The organism is Silvimonas soli, from assembly GCF_030035605.1.
Lineage (GTDB): Bacteria > Pseudomonadota > Gammaproteobacteria > Burkholderiales > Chitinibacteraceae > Silvimonas > Silvimonas soli.
This window is the reverse complement of record NZ_CP106736.1, coordinates 2,297,195-2,313,327: the sequence shown is the minus strand read 5'-3', so window position 1 is coordinate 2,313,327 and position 16,133 is coordinate 2,297,195. Positions and strand designations below refer to the sequence as shown.

At 59.4% G+C, this 16,133-nt stretch carries 10 protein-coding genes; 3 read left to right on the top strand and 7 right to left on the bottom strand.

Annotated features, from left to right (window positions below; all coding sequences use genetic code 11):
- Positions 1-66: 66 nt before the first annotated feature.
- The 4 genes from N7220_RS10660 to N7220_RS10645 all read right to left on the bottom strand — a co-directional run bounded on the left by N7220_RS10660 (position 67) and on the right by N7220_RS10645 (position 8,127).
- Positions 67-813 carry a GntR family transcriptional regulator gene (locus N7220_RS10660; protein WP_283147503.1) on the bottom strand — a complete coding sequence of 249 codons (747 nt, stop codon included), beginning with the start codon at positions 811-813 and terminating at the stop codon, positions 67-69.
- Entirely contained in the window at positions 810-4,445 is a 3,636-nt protein-coding gene (uca, locus tag N7220_RS10655; protein WP_283147502.1) for an urea carboxylase, read from the bottom strand. The genes N7220_RS10660 and uca overlap by 4 nt, the downstream gene beginning before the upstream one ends.
- A 12-nt stretch (positions 4,446-4,457) precedes the next feature.
- On the bottom strand, positions 4,458-6,284 hold the full coding sequence (gene atzF / locus N7220_RS10650) for an allophanate hydrolase (RefSeq protein ID WP_283147501.1): 1,827 nt from the start codon (positions 6,282-6,284) through the stop codon (positions 4,458-4,460).
- Positions 6,285-7,248: 964 nt separating this feature from the next.
- Positions 7,249-8,127, bottom strand: a complete 879-nt coding sequence (locus tag N7220_RS10645; protein WP_283147500.1) for a LysR substrate-binding domain-containing protein — start codon at positions 8,125-8,127, stop codon at positions 7,249-7,251.
- 110 nt (positions 8,128-8,237) lie between these two features.
- Here N7220_RS10645 and N7220_RS10640 point away from each other — a divergent pair, with 110 nt between their 5' ends.
- Positions 8,238-9,443, top strand: a complete 1,206-nt coding sequence (locus N7220_RS10640; RefSeq protein WP_283147499.1) for an MFS transporter — start codon at positions 8,238-8,240, stop codon at positions 9,441-9,443.
- A gap of 240 nt (positions 9,444-9,683) precedes the next feature.
- Here the strand turns inward: N7220_RS10640 and N7220_RS10635 are convergent, their stop codons facing one another.
- Together N7220_RS10635 and N7220_RS10630 are read right to left on the bottom strand one after the other, a co-directional pair.
- Positions 9,684-10,997, bottom strand: a complete 1,314-nt coding sequence (locus tag N7220_RS10635) for an aspartate aminotransferase type Ic (protein ID WP_283147498.1) — start codon at positions 10,995-10,997, stop codon at positions 9,684-9,686.
- 328 nt (positions 10,998-11,325) lie between these two features.
- Positions 11,326-12,630, bottom strand: coding sequence for an MFS transporter (locus N7220_RS10630; protein WP_283147497.1), 1,305 nt, complete (start codon positions 12,628-12,630; stop codon positions 11,326-11,328).
- 119 nt (positions 12,631-12,749) lie between these two features.
- Here N7220_RS10630 and N7220_RS10625 point away from each other — a divergent pair, with 119 nt between their 5' ends.
- Both N7220_RS10625 and N7220_RS10620 read left to right on the top strand, forming a co-directional pair.
- A complete protein-coding gene (locus tag N7220_RS10625; RefSeq protein WP_283147496.1) occupies positions 12,750-13,586 on the top strand; it encodes a LysR family transcriptional regulator in 837 nt (278 codons plus the stop codon).
- 193 nt (positions 13,587-13,779) lie between these two features.
- The gene (locus N7220_RS10620) at positions 13,780-14,409 is read left to right on the top strand and encodes an NADPH-dependent F420 reductase (protein WP_283147495.1); all 630 of its coding nucleotides are present in this window, start codon (positions 13,780-13,782) and stop codon (positions 14,407-14,409) included.
- Positions 14,410-14,532: 123 nt separating this feature from the next.
- On the opposite strand, the gene N7220_RS10615 is transcribed toward N7220_RS10620, so the two are convergent.
- Positions 14,533-16,110, bottom strand: coding sequence for an ABC transporter substrate-binding protein (locus tag N7220_RS10615; protein WP_283147494.1), 1,578 nt, complete (start codon positions 16,108-16,110; stop codon positions 14,533-14,535).
- Positions 16,111-16,133 lie beyond the last annotated feature (23 nt).

The following is a 16,133-nucleotide window of genomic DNA, read 5'->3' as shown; positions in this document are numbered from 1 at the left end:
CTGGATTTTTGTTTTCTGGTGAAGCGGTATTTCGTAGCCCGGATGAAGCGTTAGCGGGAATCCGGGCTACCTGTCTGCAGTGCCCCGTCGCCGCGCCGCATGCAACATATGCAGCGTGATCTTGCGTACCTCAGATTTGCTCTCGTCGATATGGGCCTTGAGCATCCGCTGTGCCTCATCTCCGCGCCGCTGCACAATCGCCCGCAAAATGGCGCCGTGCTCGTGGTACGTGGTGTCCACCCGAAAAGGCTTGGTGAAATCCAGGCGGCGGATCGGGCGGATTTTTTCGGTGACGTCGCGGTGTATCCGCGCCATTTCGCGGTTGCCGGTAGCAGCCACCAATGTCGAGTGAAACAGCTCGTCAAAACCGGAGACGATCTGGCCGTCGGTGACACGTTCCCCCACCGGCACCAGCCATACTCCCTTGAGTTCTTCCAGCTCCGGCACGGGTGTGGAGTCGACGTGTTCGCATAAACGGCGCGCGGCGGCGAGTTCCAGAATCACGCGCACGTCGTACAAGTCTTCGAAGTAGGCAAAGTCGAACGGGCGTACCTGCCAGCCATTGCGAAACTGCACTTCCACAAAATGTTCGGTCTGCAGGCGGTACAAGGCTTCGCGCACCGGCGTGCGGCTTACTTTTAAGCGCTCGGCCACTTCACTCTCGGTAAAGCGATCTCCCGGCAGCAGGCGGAACTCCATGATGTCGGTCTTGATGCTGGCGTAAATGCGATGCGCCAGGTTGTCGCCCGCGCCGCGCCGCTTGGGCTCGGCGGCGGCATCCTGCTGCAAAGAGATCACCGGATCGGGCTTCATGCGTGCGGTTCCAGCACCAGCAAACGCTCACCCGGCGTAACCGACTTGCCCGGCAACGCGCGGATCGAGCGCACCGTGCCGGCAAATGGCGCGTTCACCGCCAGTTCCATTTTCATGGCTTCAACCACAATCAGTGGCGAACCGGCATCTACGCGCTGGCCGACTTCCACCAGCACTTTCCAGATGCTGCCGCACAGATCGGCACTGACGATGTGGTGACCGTCGCCTACCGCGTCTTCTTCTTCCTCAACGATTTCGGCGACGTGCTGATGAGCTGTGTCGTCTGCTGCCCACAGCGCCACTTCGGCCTCAAAGGCCACTTTCTGTTTGGCCTGAAACTCGGTAATGCTGGCGGCGTTATCGGCCAGGAAACCCTCGTAGGCGGCAAAGTCGAACACTTCTTGTTCGATGCGCAAACCGGCGCGGCCGTGACGGAAGTCTTCGCGCAGCACGTCCAGTTCGGCTTCGGATACCGGATAGAACCGCACCTGATCAAAGAAGCGCAGCAACCATGGCTCACCGGGCTCAAACACGGCGTTCTTGAGAAATTTGTTCCAGATCGGCAGCGTGCGGCCGACCAGTTGATAGCCGCCAGGCGAATCCATGCCGTAAATGCACATGTACACGCCGCCAATCCCCACCGTGCCTTCGGCAGTGAAAGTGCGCGCCGGATTGTATTTGCTGGTCAGCAAGCGATGGCGCGGGTCCAGCGGCACAGCGCACGGTGCGCCCAGATAGACATCGCCCAGACCCATCACCAGATAGCTGGCATCAAAAATGATGTCACTGACTTGCTCGCGCGTTGTCAGGCCGTTAATGCGCTGGATAAAGTCGACGTTATTAGGCAACCACGGCGCCTGATGGCGCACGGTTTCCTGATAACGCTGCACCGCGCCGAGCGTGGCGGAATCCTCAAACGCCAAGGGCATGTAGACCACGCGCGTTGGCAGTTTGAGGGTGGAAACATCGGGCAATTCGGCATCGGCGGCCAGCAGCGTGGCCAACAAGCGTTGCTGGCTGATGATGCGACCATCGTAGCGAATCTGCAGCGAACGCACGCCCGGAGACAATTCCAGCACACCCGGCACGTCCAGTTGCTTGAGCTTTTGCATCATCAGATAGATGCGCAGGCGCAGCTTCAGGTCCAGGATATTGGCGCCGTATTCCAGCAAGATATAAGTGTCGCCAGCCTGCCGGTAAGTCACCGATGGGCGCAGGCCATTTTCTGGCAGCTCGGCCAGAATGGCGGGCGATGAAGTCGCTGGCAACGCCGGGAAAACCAGTTCTTGCGGCGCGACTGCTTGCAGCGCGGCCAATTGCGCGTCTTGGGCTTTTTCCAGCGCGGCAGCTTGCTTGTAGCTGATGCAGTTAAAGCGAATCTTGTCGCCGGGTTTAACCTGGCCGACTTTCCACAGCTCGGCTTTGGCAATGGTCACCGGGCAGACAAAGCCACCCAGGCTGGGGCCATCGCGGGTCAGAATCACCGGCGAATCGCCGGTAAAGTTGATACTGCCGACGGCGTATTCGCAGTCATGGATATTGGACGGATGCAGACCAGCCTCGCCGCCATCGCTACGCGCCCAACTCGGCTTGGGGCCGATCAGCCGCACGCCGAGACGGTTGGAGTTGTAGTGGACTTCCCACTCGGCAGCAAAGAACGCTTCAATGGATTCGGCGGTGAAGAAATCCGGCGCACCATGCGGGCCGTACAGCACGCCGATATCCCAGGTACTGCCGTAATGTGGAACAAGCTCAGCGGGTGCGGCATTGGGAACGTCCACCGGCGCGGGTGTGGTGCACGCTGGCAACTCAGGCTGGCTGATCGGCAGCATGTCGGCAGCGCGCAAGGTGCGCCCGGCGTGGCCACCAAACTGGCCCAGCGCAAAGGCGGCGCGGCTACCCAGGTAAACCGGCACATCAATGCCGTTGCGAACAGCGATATAAGTGCGGCAACCTGCGCTGGCACGGCCCACCGCCAGCACTTGCCCGGCTTGCACGTAGAGCGGCGCGTTCATATCGACAGCCACGCCATCAAGCGTGATCGCGCACACCGCGCCAGTCAGGGCGATGACCGCGTCATTGTGAAAGCGCAGCGTCGGGCCTTGCAGCGTGCATTCCAGCCCGGCAGCAGATTCATCGTTGCCGACAATCCGGTTGGCCAGTCGAAACGCGTAATCATCCATCGGGCCGGATGGCGGCACGCCAATATCCCAGTAACCGACGCGGCCAGGGTAATCCTGCACGCTGGTGTAGGTGCCAGGCTCGAGGACTTCCAGCACCGACGGCTGATAGGCAAAGGTATCGAGGAAGCGCGTGGAGACCTGGCCAGCCTGAAACGCCGCACTGGCGATGATCTGGCGCAGGTAATCCAGATTGGTGGCAATGCCGTGTAATGCCGTGTGGTTCAGCGCTTTTTGCAGATTGGCCAGCGCTTCGGCACGATTGGCGCCTTTGACAATCAACTTGGCCAGCAAGGGGTCATACAGCGATGGTACGTCGGTACCGGTAGCCACCCAGCCATCCACACGGACCGGCACGATAGTGGCATCCGGGAACGACACCTCGGTCAGCACGCCGGGCGATGGCTGGAACTGTTTGACCGGGTCTTCTGCATACAAACGCACTTCAATCGCCGCGCCTCGCGGTGCGGTCAACAGCGCGGCAACCGGTAATTCATCGCCCGCCGCCAAGCGCAACATGCATTCGACCAGATCCAGCCCGGTGACTGATTCGGTCACCGGATGCTCTACCTGCAGGCGTGTGTTTACTTCAAGGAAGTAAAACTCGTCGCGCTTGCTGTCGTACACGTATTCCACGGTCCCGGCGGAGCGGTAATTGACCGATTCACCCAGCCGTTTGGCCGAAGCCAGCAAGGCATCGCGAGTAGCGACGGGCAGGTTGGGCGCCGGAGTTTCTTCAATCACTTTCTGGTTGCGGCGCTGGATAGAGCAATCGCGCTCACCCAGTGCGTACACGGCGCCTTTGCCATCGCCAAAAATCTGTACTTCGATATGGCGCGCCTGATCGACAAAGCGCTCGATAAACGAACCGCCATCGCGGAAAAACTGTTCGCCCAGCCGTTGTACGCGGTCGAACGCGGCGGCCAGTTGTTCGGCATCGTCACAGCGGGTCAGGCCAATACCGCCGCCACCGGCCGTGCTTTTCAGCATGACCGGATAGCCAATCTTTTCGGCCTCGGCCAACGCATGCTCTACCGATGCCAGCAAACCGCTGCCCGGCGTAGTCGGCACGCCTGCGATGGCAGCCAGTTCTCGTGCGCGGTGCTTGAGGCCGAACTCTTCCATCTGCAACGAGGTCGGGCCGACAAACACGATGCCGTTTGCATCACATGCCGCCGCGAACTCGGCGCTCTCGCTCAAAAAGCCATAGCCGGGGAACACCGCTTGCGCGCCGGTTTCTTTGCAAGCGGCGATGATTTTGTCGATGCGCAGATAGCTGTCAGCCGGTTTGTCGCCGCCCAGCGCAATCGCCACGTCGGCTTCAGTCACATGCGCGCTGTTACGGTCCGCGTCGGAATACACTGCAACGCTTTTCACGCCCAGGCGCTTGAGGGTGCGAATGGCTCTACAAGCGATCTCGCCGCGGTTTGCGATCAGAACAACGTTGAACATGGCTGGTTTCCCTCAAGCTTTGGCGGATTGCAGGCTGGCGATATAAGCGCGCCAGCCGCCGAATTCGGTAATGTCGCGTGCCTCGGCAATGGCCCATGGCTCGCAAATAAAGCCTTTCACGTTGCGGCCATCGGCCAGTTCCAGCGTGCCAATGCCCAGCGGGGCCGGAATCAGCGCCACAAAGCTGCCAAAGGCGGCGACCGGCACATCCCACAGTTCCAGCTCGATCGCCGCACCAGTCTCGCCGCGCACCAGACCCGGTTTGGGTGGCGTGGTATTGGCCAGCGCGTACAAGCGATATCTGGCGGAGGTGTGCGTGCGCTCGACCAGGATGGCGTTGCGTTCCTGCAATTGGGTGTTCAGTGGCATGCCGGTGAGATGGGCACCTACCACGGCGACACGCACGTATTGATCACGCAGCGCAGTGACGGGCTCTTTGGATTGGGCGGGCAAAATGCGGCCAGTGGCACCGAGTGGCAGTGCTTGTTGTTGCTGCCAGCTGCGGCCAAACGTGGCCAGCGCGTCGTCTTGCCAAGCGGGGGCGAGCAAGGTGATACCAAACGGCAGACCATCGCCACGCATTCCGGCAGGCACCGACAGCGCACACAAATCGGAGAAATTGGCGAAGTTGGTATAGGTGCCAAAGCGCGAGTTGAGCGTGACCGGATCGGCCAGCATCTGTTCGATGGTGTAAATCGACGGCGAGGTTGGCACCAGTAGTGCGTCAAAGCCTTTGAGCGTTTGATTGATGATGCGGCTCAGTTCAGCACGGCGATATTCAGCGCGAAAAGCATCCACAGCGGTGTATTGCTCGGCGCCTTCCATAATCGAGCGCACCACCGGGTTGATCGCGTCCGGGTCATCAGCCAGCAAGTCTTCAGCCGCAAACACGCGCTCAGCCACAAACGGACCCTGATACAGCAGATCAGCCAGCTCCAGGAATGGCGCAAAATCAACCGGCACCAACTCCACGCCCATCTCTTGCAAACGGGTGCAGGCCGCCGCAAACAGCCGCGCGGATTCGGCATCGCCAAACCATTGCAGTTTGTCCGGGATGCAAAAGCGCGGCTTGGCATTCATGATCGCCGATGCCGGTACCGGCTCACGCGAGTACGGATCAGCCGCATCAAAACCACCGGCGATATGGGCAACGGTTTTGGCGTCATCAACCGTCAGGGCAAAGATCGAAACACAATCCAGCGTGCGACACGCTGGCACCACGCCCGCATTGCTGAGCCAGCCCTTGGTGGGCTTCAGACCGACGATATTGTTGAACCCGGCGGGTACGCGGCCCGATCCGGCGGTGTCGGTACCAAAGGCAACCGGCACCAACCCGCGCGCCACGACCGAAGATGACCCCGAGCTGGAACCGCCGCTGACATAGCGCGAGTTGAAGGTATTGGGCACCGCGCCATATGGCGAGCGCGTGCCATTCAGGCCAGTAGCAAATTGATCGAGATTGGTTTTGCCAATCAGGATGGCGCCAGCATCAAGCATGCGCTGAACCACCGTGGCATCAGCAGCGGCTTCATACGCAAATGCCGGGCAAGCAGCGGTAGTCTGCCAACCTGCCGCATCGATATTGTCTTTGGCGGCAAACGGCACACCAAATAACGGGAAACGGGACAAATCCCCATCGGCCACTTCCAGCCGCGCTTGCAAGCTTAATAACTGCACTTCGATCTGCGCGGGCGTGGCTTTAGCAATCCAGGCGTTATCGCTGGCTGGCAGTGCCGCCAGTACATGTTCAATAGCTGCGCGCGGCTGCATACCGCTTGCATATGCCGCACGCCATTCGGACAAAGTCCAGCCAGTTACCGGTAGAAGTGTTGCACCCATGTTTGTATTCCGTCTTGTATACATCGCACAAAGACAGAATGAGCAAGCGGTGTGCCAGAGATACTAACCTGTTGATTGTTATTGATATGTTATGGAAATCATGGGTTTATGACATGGATTATTCATATGGCATTGCACCATGTCATTACAGGAATCCCAAAAGATGCACCGGGATAATGCAAGGTTGGGAAAAGGTTTGGTAGGTGGGGTGTTTCTAGAATGGGTACATGGTGGGTTGGGCTAAACCGGAAAACGCTTGAGCGCCGGTCAGGGGGAGGCAAAACACCGTGCTGCTGGCCTGATGGGGCTGTTTGTTGTTGCCATTGCCGGCAGCCAGCATTGCACTGGATTCCCGCCAAGGGGCCGCCCAGGTCGCGAATGACGAGGTGATTGATGTGCCGGAGTGATTGCGATTTGGGTCAGTTTTGTCCCGTAACCGGGCTAAATTGCCCGGATGGAGCGCAAGCGGGGATCCGGAAGTGATGTAGGCAAAATTTCAAATGTCAGTGGATATTGGCGCGTTGCCCCGGATTCTCGCTGACGCTTCATCCGGGCTACAGGGGTTTAGGTTTAGCTTGGCAAATGGTGGATTGTCGCGAGGCTCTTTATCCCGACTTACCGCGACTAATCCATCTACGCGCCGATGTTTTAGGTTTTTTTTGGCTGGCAAACAAAGCAACTGAACACGCCGACCGAGAGTCGGAGACCTTAGGCTCCGACCGAGGGAACGCAGGATGCGCGTAAAGATCACTCGCAAACAGACGGTTCGTTTCTGCTTTTGACTTCGGGCCCCCTTGCGGCAGCGGGGTCGCCTTTCTTTGGGTTACTTTTCTTTGGCGACGCAAAGAAAAGTAACGTGCTCCCCGGCACCCCGGGGTATCAAACGCTTTTCACAAACGTGCCAAAGGCACTAACAAAACAAGCTTTTAAAGTGACAGAACCACAGCAGCGGGTCGTACCCACCCTAAGCCCCTTCCAACGCCTCCCTCACCATCCCCATAAACGCCACCGCCGCCGGCGTCGGATCATTCCCCCACACCGCATAAACCCGCCGCACCGGTCCGTCCTCCACCGGCACCATCGCCAGCTTGTCGCAGGCATCAAAATCAAACCTGGGTACCAGGCCAATCGCCAACCCACGCCGGACAATCCGCTCCAGCAGATCGATATGGCTGACCTCAAAGTTCACCCGCGGCTTAACCCCAGCAGCGGCAAAGGCTTCTGCGGTCTGGCGGCGAGCGCCGCTGTTGGCGTAGAAATCCACCAGCGGCGAGCCCACCAGTTGCAGCAGATTGATGCTGCTCTCCCGCGATAACGGATGACTGAGCGGAATAATCGCCACCAGATCCTCATCGGCAATGATCTGTTTGTTGACGCCTTCCACCGGCTCCCCCGGCCACAGCCCAAGAAACGCTACATCAGAACGTTCTTCGCGGACGTCGACCACCAGGTTCTCGCTCATGCCCTGATAAAAGCGAATATCCACATCCGGATAACGCTCATGAAAGCGGCCCAGCACGTCGACCAGATCAACATGAGTAAACGTGGAAATGGTGCCAACGGTGAGCGTGCCGCGCACGGTGCCACTGGCAGCGGCGACTTCGTCGCGGATGCGCGATTGGGCGCTGAGCATTTGCCGCGCCACCGGCAAGAACGCCTGTCCGGCCACCGTAAGCCGCACGCTGCGACTGGTACGCTCAAACAACTTGCTGCCCAGTTCGTCCTCCAGTTTGGCGATCTGGTGGCTCAGGGCAGATTGCACGGTGTGGCAGCGTTCAGCCGCGCGAGTGAAGCTTTGTTCTTCAGCAACGGCAACGGCGAATTCGATCTGGCGCAGGTTCATGATATCTATCTTAAATCGAGATCAATCCGATGAAAACCATGCATTGGCGTTATGTTTGAGCATGCTCGATACTGCGCCTCAAACAAGGGCACGTCACTGGATAAACACATATGAGTACCTCTGCACACCGTCTCAGCCCGGCTCTGGTCTGGCTGATGTCGTTTTCAACCGGGCTGGTGGTAGCCAGCAATTATTACGCGCAACCACTGCTGCATACGCTCGCCGCCACCTTTGATCTGACGCCAGCCAGCGCGGGCATCATCATTACCGTGGCGCAGTTGAGTTACGCCGTGGGCCTGCTGCTGCTGGTGCCATTGGGTGACTTGCTGGAGCGGCGTGCCATGATTGTCGGCATGACCATCCTGTGCGCGGGCGGCCTGCTGGTAAGCGCCAACTCGGCCAATCTGTCGCTGTTGCTCATTGGTACGTCCCTGGCGGCGTTGTTCTCGGTGGTGTCGCAAGTTCTGGTGCCATTGGGCGCGACGCTGGCCGCGCCGGAACAACGGGGCAAGGTGGTCGGCACCCTGATGAGTGGCCTGCTGCTGGGCATTTTGCTGGCGCGAACGGTGGCCGGTGCGCTGTCTTCGCTGGGCGACTGGCGCACCGTTTACTGGGTTGCGGCGGGCGTCATGCTGGTTACGGCGGCAGCGTTATGGCGCATGTTGCCGCATCACCACGAAACCGCCGGGTTGCCATATCACAAGCTGCTGGCATCGGTATTCACGCTGTTTGTGCATGAGCCGGTGTTGCGCGTTCGGGCACTGTTGGGCGCATTCTCGTTCGCCATTTTCAGTGTGCTGTGGACTTCGATGGCATTCCTGCTGGCGAGTGAGCCCTATCATTATTCCGATGCCACCATTGGCCTGTTCGGTCTGGTCGGCGCAGCTGGCGCGCTGGCCGCTAATGCCGCCGGGCGGCTGGCTGATCGCGGCAAGATGCATCACACCACCTGGGCCGGGTTGATCTTGCTGTTGCTGTCCTGGATTCCCATCGCCTTCGCTCGTGAATCCATTGTGGCGCTGTTGATTGGCATTCTGGTATTGGATCTGGCCGTGCAAGGCGTGCATGTGACCAATCAAAACGTGATCTACCGCCTGCGACCGGACGCCCGCAACCGGGTTACTGCCGGGTATATGACCAGCTACTTTATCGGCGGATCGCTGGGGTCTTTGCTGTCGGCAGCGGCTTACTCGCATATGGGCTGGAACGGGGTGTCGCTGGTGGGCGCGTTGTTGAGTCTGGGTGGATTGGTGTCGTGGATGGTGTGGCGGCATGTGGGGAAGGGGCATCCGGCGTTGCAGGCTGCGGCCCATTGATTCGGTATTGCCTCTAGCCGCGACGGGATTGGAGCATTCAGAACCACCCTGTAGCCCGGATGAAGCCGCAGGCGAGAATCCGGGGTTGCGATGGTCGGTCTCGCAATTGCCTGTGGTTCGTTCACACATGGCAACCCCGGATTGCTGCGCGAATACGGGCATACGAAATGCGCATATCTCACCACCAATAAAAAAGGGCGCCATCGGCGCCCTTTTGTTTCACGTGAAACTTGCGGTTAATCAGTCCGCCAGACCACGCTTCTTCAGTTCATTCTCAGCCACAGCCACCAGAGTCGCCAAAGCAATCCCTTCTGCGGCCAGCTTCACGCCATCCAGCGCCGGGAAGGTCGGGGCGATGCGGATGTTGGTGTCTTTCGGGTCATTGCCGTTCGGGAAGGTATTACCCGCTGGCACCATCGCCACACCGGCTTCTTCGGCCAGTTGCACGGTGCGTTTGGCGCAGCCTTCGCGTACGTCAAAGCTGATGAAGTAACCGCCGTCCGGCTTGGTCCAGGTCGCTACGCCACGGCCGCCCAGTTCACGTTCCAGCGCTTCGAGCACAGCGTTCACTTTCGGCACGATCAGCGCACGATGTTTTGCCATCAACGCTTCAACGCCCGCGAAGTCTTTCAGGAACTTCACGTGACGCAGCTGGTTGATTTTGTCCGGACCAATCGAGCGGAAACCCATGTTCTTGGTCAGCCACGATACGTTGGCCGGGGACGAAGCAAACAGCGCCAGGCCCGCGCCCGCCAGGGTGATCTTGGAGGTGGAGGCATACACAAAGGCGCGATCCGGATTGCCCGCTTTGGCGGTGGCTTCCAGGATGTTGGCGATTTCGTGCTTGGTATCGGTCAGATGGTGAACGGCGTAGGCGTTGTCCCAGAACAAACGGAAATCTGCCGCAGCGGTTTTCATCTTGGCCAAACGCTCAACCACTTCTGCCGAGTAGATATCGCCAGTCGGGTTGCTGTACTTCGGTACACACCACATGCCCTTGATCGAGGCATCTTCAGCGACCAGTTTTTCGACCAAGTCCATATCCGGGCCGGTGCCGGTCATCGGCACGGCGATCATGCGGATGCCGTATTGGGCGCAGATGGCAAAGTGACGGTCGTAACCCGGTGCCGGGCACAGGAAGGTGACCGCTTCAGCGGACCATGGCTTGCCGCCAGGTACGCCCTTGAGCAAAGCGTAGGCGATGGTGTCGTGCATCAGCGCCAGCGACGAATTCTCCGCCACTACAATTTGTTCTGCCGGTGCGCCCATCAATGGTGCGAACAGTGCACGTGCCTGCGGCAGGCCGTTTACGCCACCGCCATAGTTACGCAGATCGCCGCCGCCTTTGGCTTCGGTTTCATCCACAGCAGCCAACAGGCCATTGGACAGATCCAGCTGTTCGGCCGACGGTTTGCCACGGGTGGAATCCAGTTTCAGGCCGCGCGCACGGAACGCTTGATAGCGCTCGCTGGTTGCCGCGTGAAAGCGTTGGAGATCGTCGTTGTTCAGGCTGGCCAGTTCACCGGCTGGCAGCGCACCAGTTACGTCTTGCATTGCATCCTCGCTAAGTGGGTCGTTTACCGCAAACAGGCGATATGGTGCGCCAAACTGCGGGTAAAAGGCCAGTTTTACGATGAATTTTCTGGCCTTTTACCTGGGATTACGACCCGACCAGCGGTTTTATGCTGGGCCGCACGTTGGGCGCAAGGCGGAGGATGCGAATTTGCATACGACTTTGAAACACCTGTAGCCCGAATGAAGCCTTGACGAGAATCCGGGATTGCCACCCATCAGCAAGGCTCAATGGTCGCTTGAGCAGATCAATATTGCCGCCCCGGATTCTCGCTTCGCTTCATCCCGGCCACGGATGGTCATCGCGAGATTACACAACGCGCACTTTGGAGAGAACGCCGCTGATAGCCGCGTTGCGCACCGGTTTGGGCAGCACCGGCAAGGCTGCCAGAGCAAATATCCCAGCCAGCAACCACACCATCGGCCACGAAGAAAACAGCAGAATTGCCGGAATGCACAACGGCACTATGAAGAAGGCGATAAAGCACCCGGTATTGGCCAGCCCCAGCGCGGTACCGGCGCGGTTGGCGCCAGCCAGCGTGGCCAGTTCGGTATATGCCACGCCATGCCAGGCGGAAATGCAAATCCCTGCCAGTACCAGCGCGGTGATGATGACTGGCGTGGTGTAAAGCAGCCACTGCCCTTCACGTGCGGCAAACTGGACTATCGCCGCCAGCAGGGCAAAAGCAGCCGCACTGAGCACGCTGCAAACGCGGATATAAGTGCGGCGATTCTGGTGTTTATCTGTCCAGTGGCCGCTCCAGACCCGCACCACTGCTGCGGACAACTGGATGGTCACCAAGGTGGCGCTCAGCGTCAAAGTGCTGACGTGGGCGAAGTCATGCAAAAACACCGTGGCAAAGGTCAGCACGGCCACTTGCGGCACGCACAGCAAGGTAATCGCGATGGCCACCCGCCAGATATTGGCATCGCGCAATGGGCCATGCGTGGGTTGCGCCACACCATTTGTGGCAGCAGCGTGTTGGGTCACAGTGGGCGGTTCGTGAATCCAGAACCAGGCCAGCGTTCCCGTTATTCCGCCAAAGACTGCCAGCCCGATATAGACCGCAGCATAACCGTGGGCCAGCGCTAGCGTTGGCAATATCAGTGCGCCCAAGCCACCGCCAGTGGGCACGGCGGTTTGCCGGATACTCATGGCGAGGCCACGTTCACCCTCTCGAAACCACGCCATGATGGCGCGACCGCTGGAGCCGTTCACACTGCCACCCAGCAAGCCCAGCACCAGCAGGCTACACGCCAGTACCGACACGCCGGGCGCATGAAACGGGCCAGGGACCACCCAGACTGCCAGCGCCAGCAACCACAAGGCCGTAGCAAACAGCCCCAGCAACAATACGCGCCGATCTCCCCAGCGATCGGTCAGCAGGCCCCAGGGTAGTTCGCTAATGGCGACGCCCAAGCCCATCATGCCCAGCACCAGGCCCAATTGCGCGGTACTCAATTGGTACTGCGCGCGCATCACTACGGCAGTGGCCGGAATGCCGGCGAACGCGGCAGAGAAGGCGGCGTTGGCAGCCACACCCACGCCAAGCACTTTCCAGCGATGGCGGCGCCCGAGTTGGGCAAGTGCCGCTTGTGGCAAGTCGGGTTTCATTTTGGCCTCCGGGCGCGATGCAGGAACGATTCAGGCACCTATCGTCGCACTGACTTGCCATAACAAACAGATATGGATAACTATTTCAGTAATGAGTTTATGAAATCTATCGGACGATCATGAAAACACTGGATCTGGATGCCGTACACGCTTTTGTGCTGGTTGCGGACTTGCAAAGCTTTACCCGCGCGGCAGAAGTGCTCGATACCACGCAATCGGCCATCAGCCTGAAACTGAAACGGCTGGAAGCGCATCTGGAGCGCCGCCTGCTGGAACGCACGCCACGCCAGGTGCGTTTGTCGGTGGAGGGCACGGCGTTTTTGAACTCGGCGCGGGATTTGCTGGCCGCGCATGACCGGGCGTGGTCAGTGCTGCACGCGCCGCCGCGCCGTTTGCGTATCGGCATTAGCGATCACGTGGCCGGTGCGGCCTTGCCCAGCCTGCTGGCTAAAGTGAACACGCATGACCCGGCGCTGATCATTGAAGTGCGCATTGCCATGTCGCAAGAAATTCTGGCGCTGTTTGACGCTGGCGAAGTGGATGCCGCCTTTGTGCTGGGCCACGGCGAACGGCGCGATGGCGAGGTGTTGTTCAGCGATGAAATGGACTGGTTCGGCCTGCCGGACTGGCCACATGAAACCACGCTGCGCATCGCCACGCTTTCCAGCCCTTGCGGCTTGCGCAGTCAGGCGACCGAAGCGCTTAATGCGGCCGGTATCGCATGGCAAGAGGTGTTTGTTGGTGGGGGCGTCAGCGCCGTAGCGGCGGCGGTAACCGCAGGGTTGGCGGTCGCGCCGCTGTGCGCGCGGGTGGCACCTGCCGGGTCTGTGTCAGTGCGTGAACGCTTGGGGTTGCCACGTTTGCGTAAATCCAGCGTGAGCGTGTTTCGCAGCGTGAATGATGAACGTTCACGCAGTGCATTGAAGGTGATGGGCGCAGCGTTGAAAGCAGGGTAAGTGGTAGCACCGCAGCCAAAACGCTTATAAACAATGGAGGCGCCAGCGCGCGCCCGATATTCCAGGCTGCCATCCAGCCCTTTATTGGCGAGATTGCCGAAATGCGCCACTACACTGATACCGGACTGGCGTGGTCACGCTGAATCAGGCGTTGATCGGGTACTTTTCAAATCTGCGTACGGAGCAAGTCGGCATGACACAACGAATTCTGATTATCGGTGCCGGGCAAGTGGGTACTATCCTGGGAAAAGCCTGGCTGGCCTGCGGGCATGATGTACGGTTTGGGGTGAGCGCCCCGGACAGCCCAAAACACGCAGAACTGCCGCGTGAACGACTACAACCGGCCAACGAGCGGCGTGATGCCGAGGTTGTGGTGCTGGCGGTGCCTTACCCGATTGCCCAGTCGGCGCTCACGGCCTTGGGCGATCTGACTGGCTTGATCGTGATCGACTGCACCAATCCACTGGCCATGGGCCCAAACGGGCTTGAGCTCACACTCGGATTTGATACATCGGCAGGCGAGCAAATTGCGGCAGGTGCAACCGGTGCCAGCGTGTTCAAAACCTTGAACCAGACCGGGATAGAGAATATCCCCCACGCGCATGCTTTTCAGCCCAAAGCCATGATGTTTGTCGCCGGGGACGACGAGGAACTCAAGCCCGTTGTACTGCAACTGGTAGCGGACCTTGGTTTTGATGCAATCGACGCCGGTCCGTTGCGAGCCGCGCGCTTGCTGGAGCCGCTGGCCATGCTGTGGATCAACCAGGCCATGCAGCCAGGCCACCCGCAAGGATTTGCGTTTGCCCAAGTGCAGCGGGACTGACGGATAGGCAGTCCTGCGCGGCACGCCAGTTCGGCGTTAACGGGAGAAAACCGCGCCGGGGTAGTCCGCGTCAAAGGTGGTGCAGGTGGGCGAAGCCATATTGGCCCTCCCACCCAAACCTCATCAATTCACCGATACACCCGCAAAGTCCTGCCGCCCAAACGGGCTAACGTGGTAGCCAGTCACATTGGAACGCGTAATCGCATAGGCCGTCGGATAAGCCAGCGGCACCCACACCGCCTGATCAAAAATGATCTTCTGCGCGTTGCGGTAAATCTTTGTGCGCTGGGCCAGATCGGCGGTGCGTTTGCCGTCGGTAATCAGCTTGTCCAGTTGCGGATCGCAATAGCGCGCAAAGTTGGTACCCGATTGCACGGCCGCGCAGCTGAATTGCGGCGTGAAGAAGTTATCCGGATCACCGTTGTCGCCAGCCCAGCCCATAAACAGCAGATCGTGTTCGCCCGCCTTGCCGCGCTTGATCAACTCGCCCCATTCAATGGTTTTGATGGTGGCTTTGATACCTACTTTGGCCAGGTCAGATTGCAATAACTCGGCGCCCGCTTTGGGGTTCGGGTTCAACACGCTGCCAGTTGGGCGCGTCCAGATGGTGGTCTCGAAACCGTTGGGTAGACCGGCTTTCTTCAACAATTCTTTGGCCTTGACCGGGTCATAGTTGTAATCGCCCAGGTCTTTGTCAAAGCTCCAGGTATTGGGCGGATACGGGCGGCTGGCGTCTTGCGCGGTGCCGTCGAACACCACTTTCAGATAGGTTTTGGCGTCAAACGCGGTGTTGATGGCCTGGCGCACCAGCGGGTTATCCAGCGGCTTGTGCTGGCTGTTGATGGCCACAAACGCGGTCATGAAAGCTGAGTTCTCCACCACTTTCAGATTCTTGTCGCCCCGCGCGGCCTGGATATCCAGCGGCTTGGGCGCCAGCGCAATCTGGCATTCGCCGGCTTTGATCCGCTGCAGGCGTACGGTGGCGTCTGGCGTAATCGCGTAGATCAGTTTCTCGGCTTTGGGCTTGCCGCCGTAATACGCCGGGTTGGCGTCGTAACGGATCACCGCATCTTTCTGGAAGCTCTTGAGCACAAACGGCCCGCTGCCGACCGGCTTGGTGTTCAGGTCACCAGCTTTGGCCACGCCCAGCTTGTTGGCGTATTCCGCCGAATAGATCGAGGCAAAGCCCATGGTCAGCGTTTGCAGGAAGGTGGCATCCGGGTAGTTCAGCTGGAACTGCACCGTGTTGTCATCGACCTTTTTCACGGCCTTGACCAGTTTGGGCAATTGCAGCGATTGCGCGGTAGGGTAGCCGTTGGGCGAGGTCTTGTACCAGGCGCTTTGCGTGTTGAGCATGCGATCAAACGTAAACACCACGTCATCGGCATTCAGGGTGCGCGCGGGTTTGAACCAGTCGGTCGTGCCAAATTGCACGTCTTTGCGCAGCTTGAAGGTCCAGGTTTCGCCATCGTCGCTCACCGCCCAGCTCTCGGCCACGCCGGGCACCACCTTGCTGGTCGTAGAGTCGTAATCCACCAGGCGGCTGAACAGCACGTCGGCCGAGGCATTGGTCGTGACCAACGAGTAATACTGGACGAAGTCAAAGCCTTCGGGATTGGCATCCGTACAAACAGTCAGCGGTTTGGCCAAGGCCAGTGCGGGCAAGGTGGTAACGAGCAACGCGAACGTCTTCAGGCGCATCAGGGTCTCCGGCAGGTTTTGAA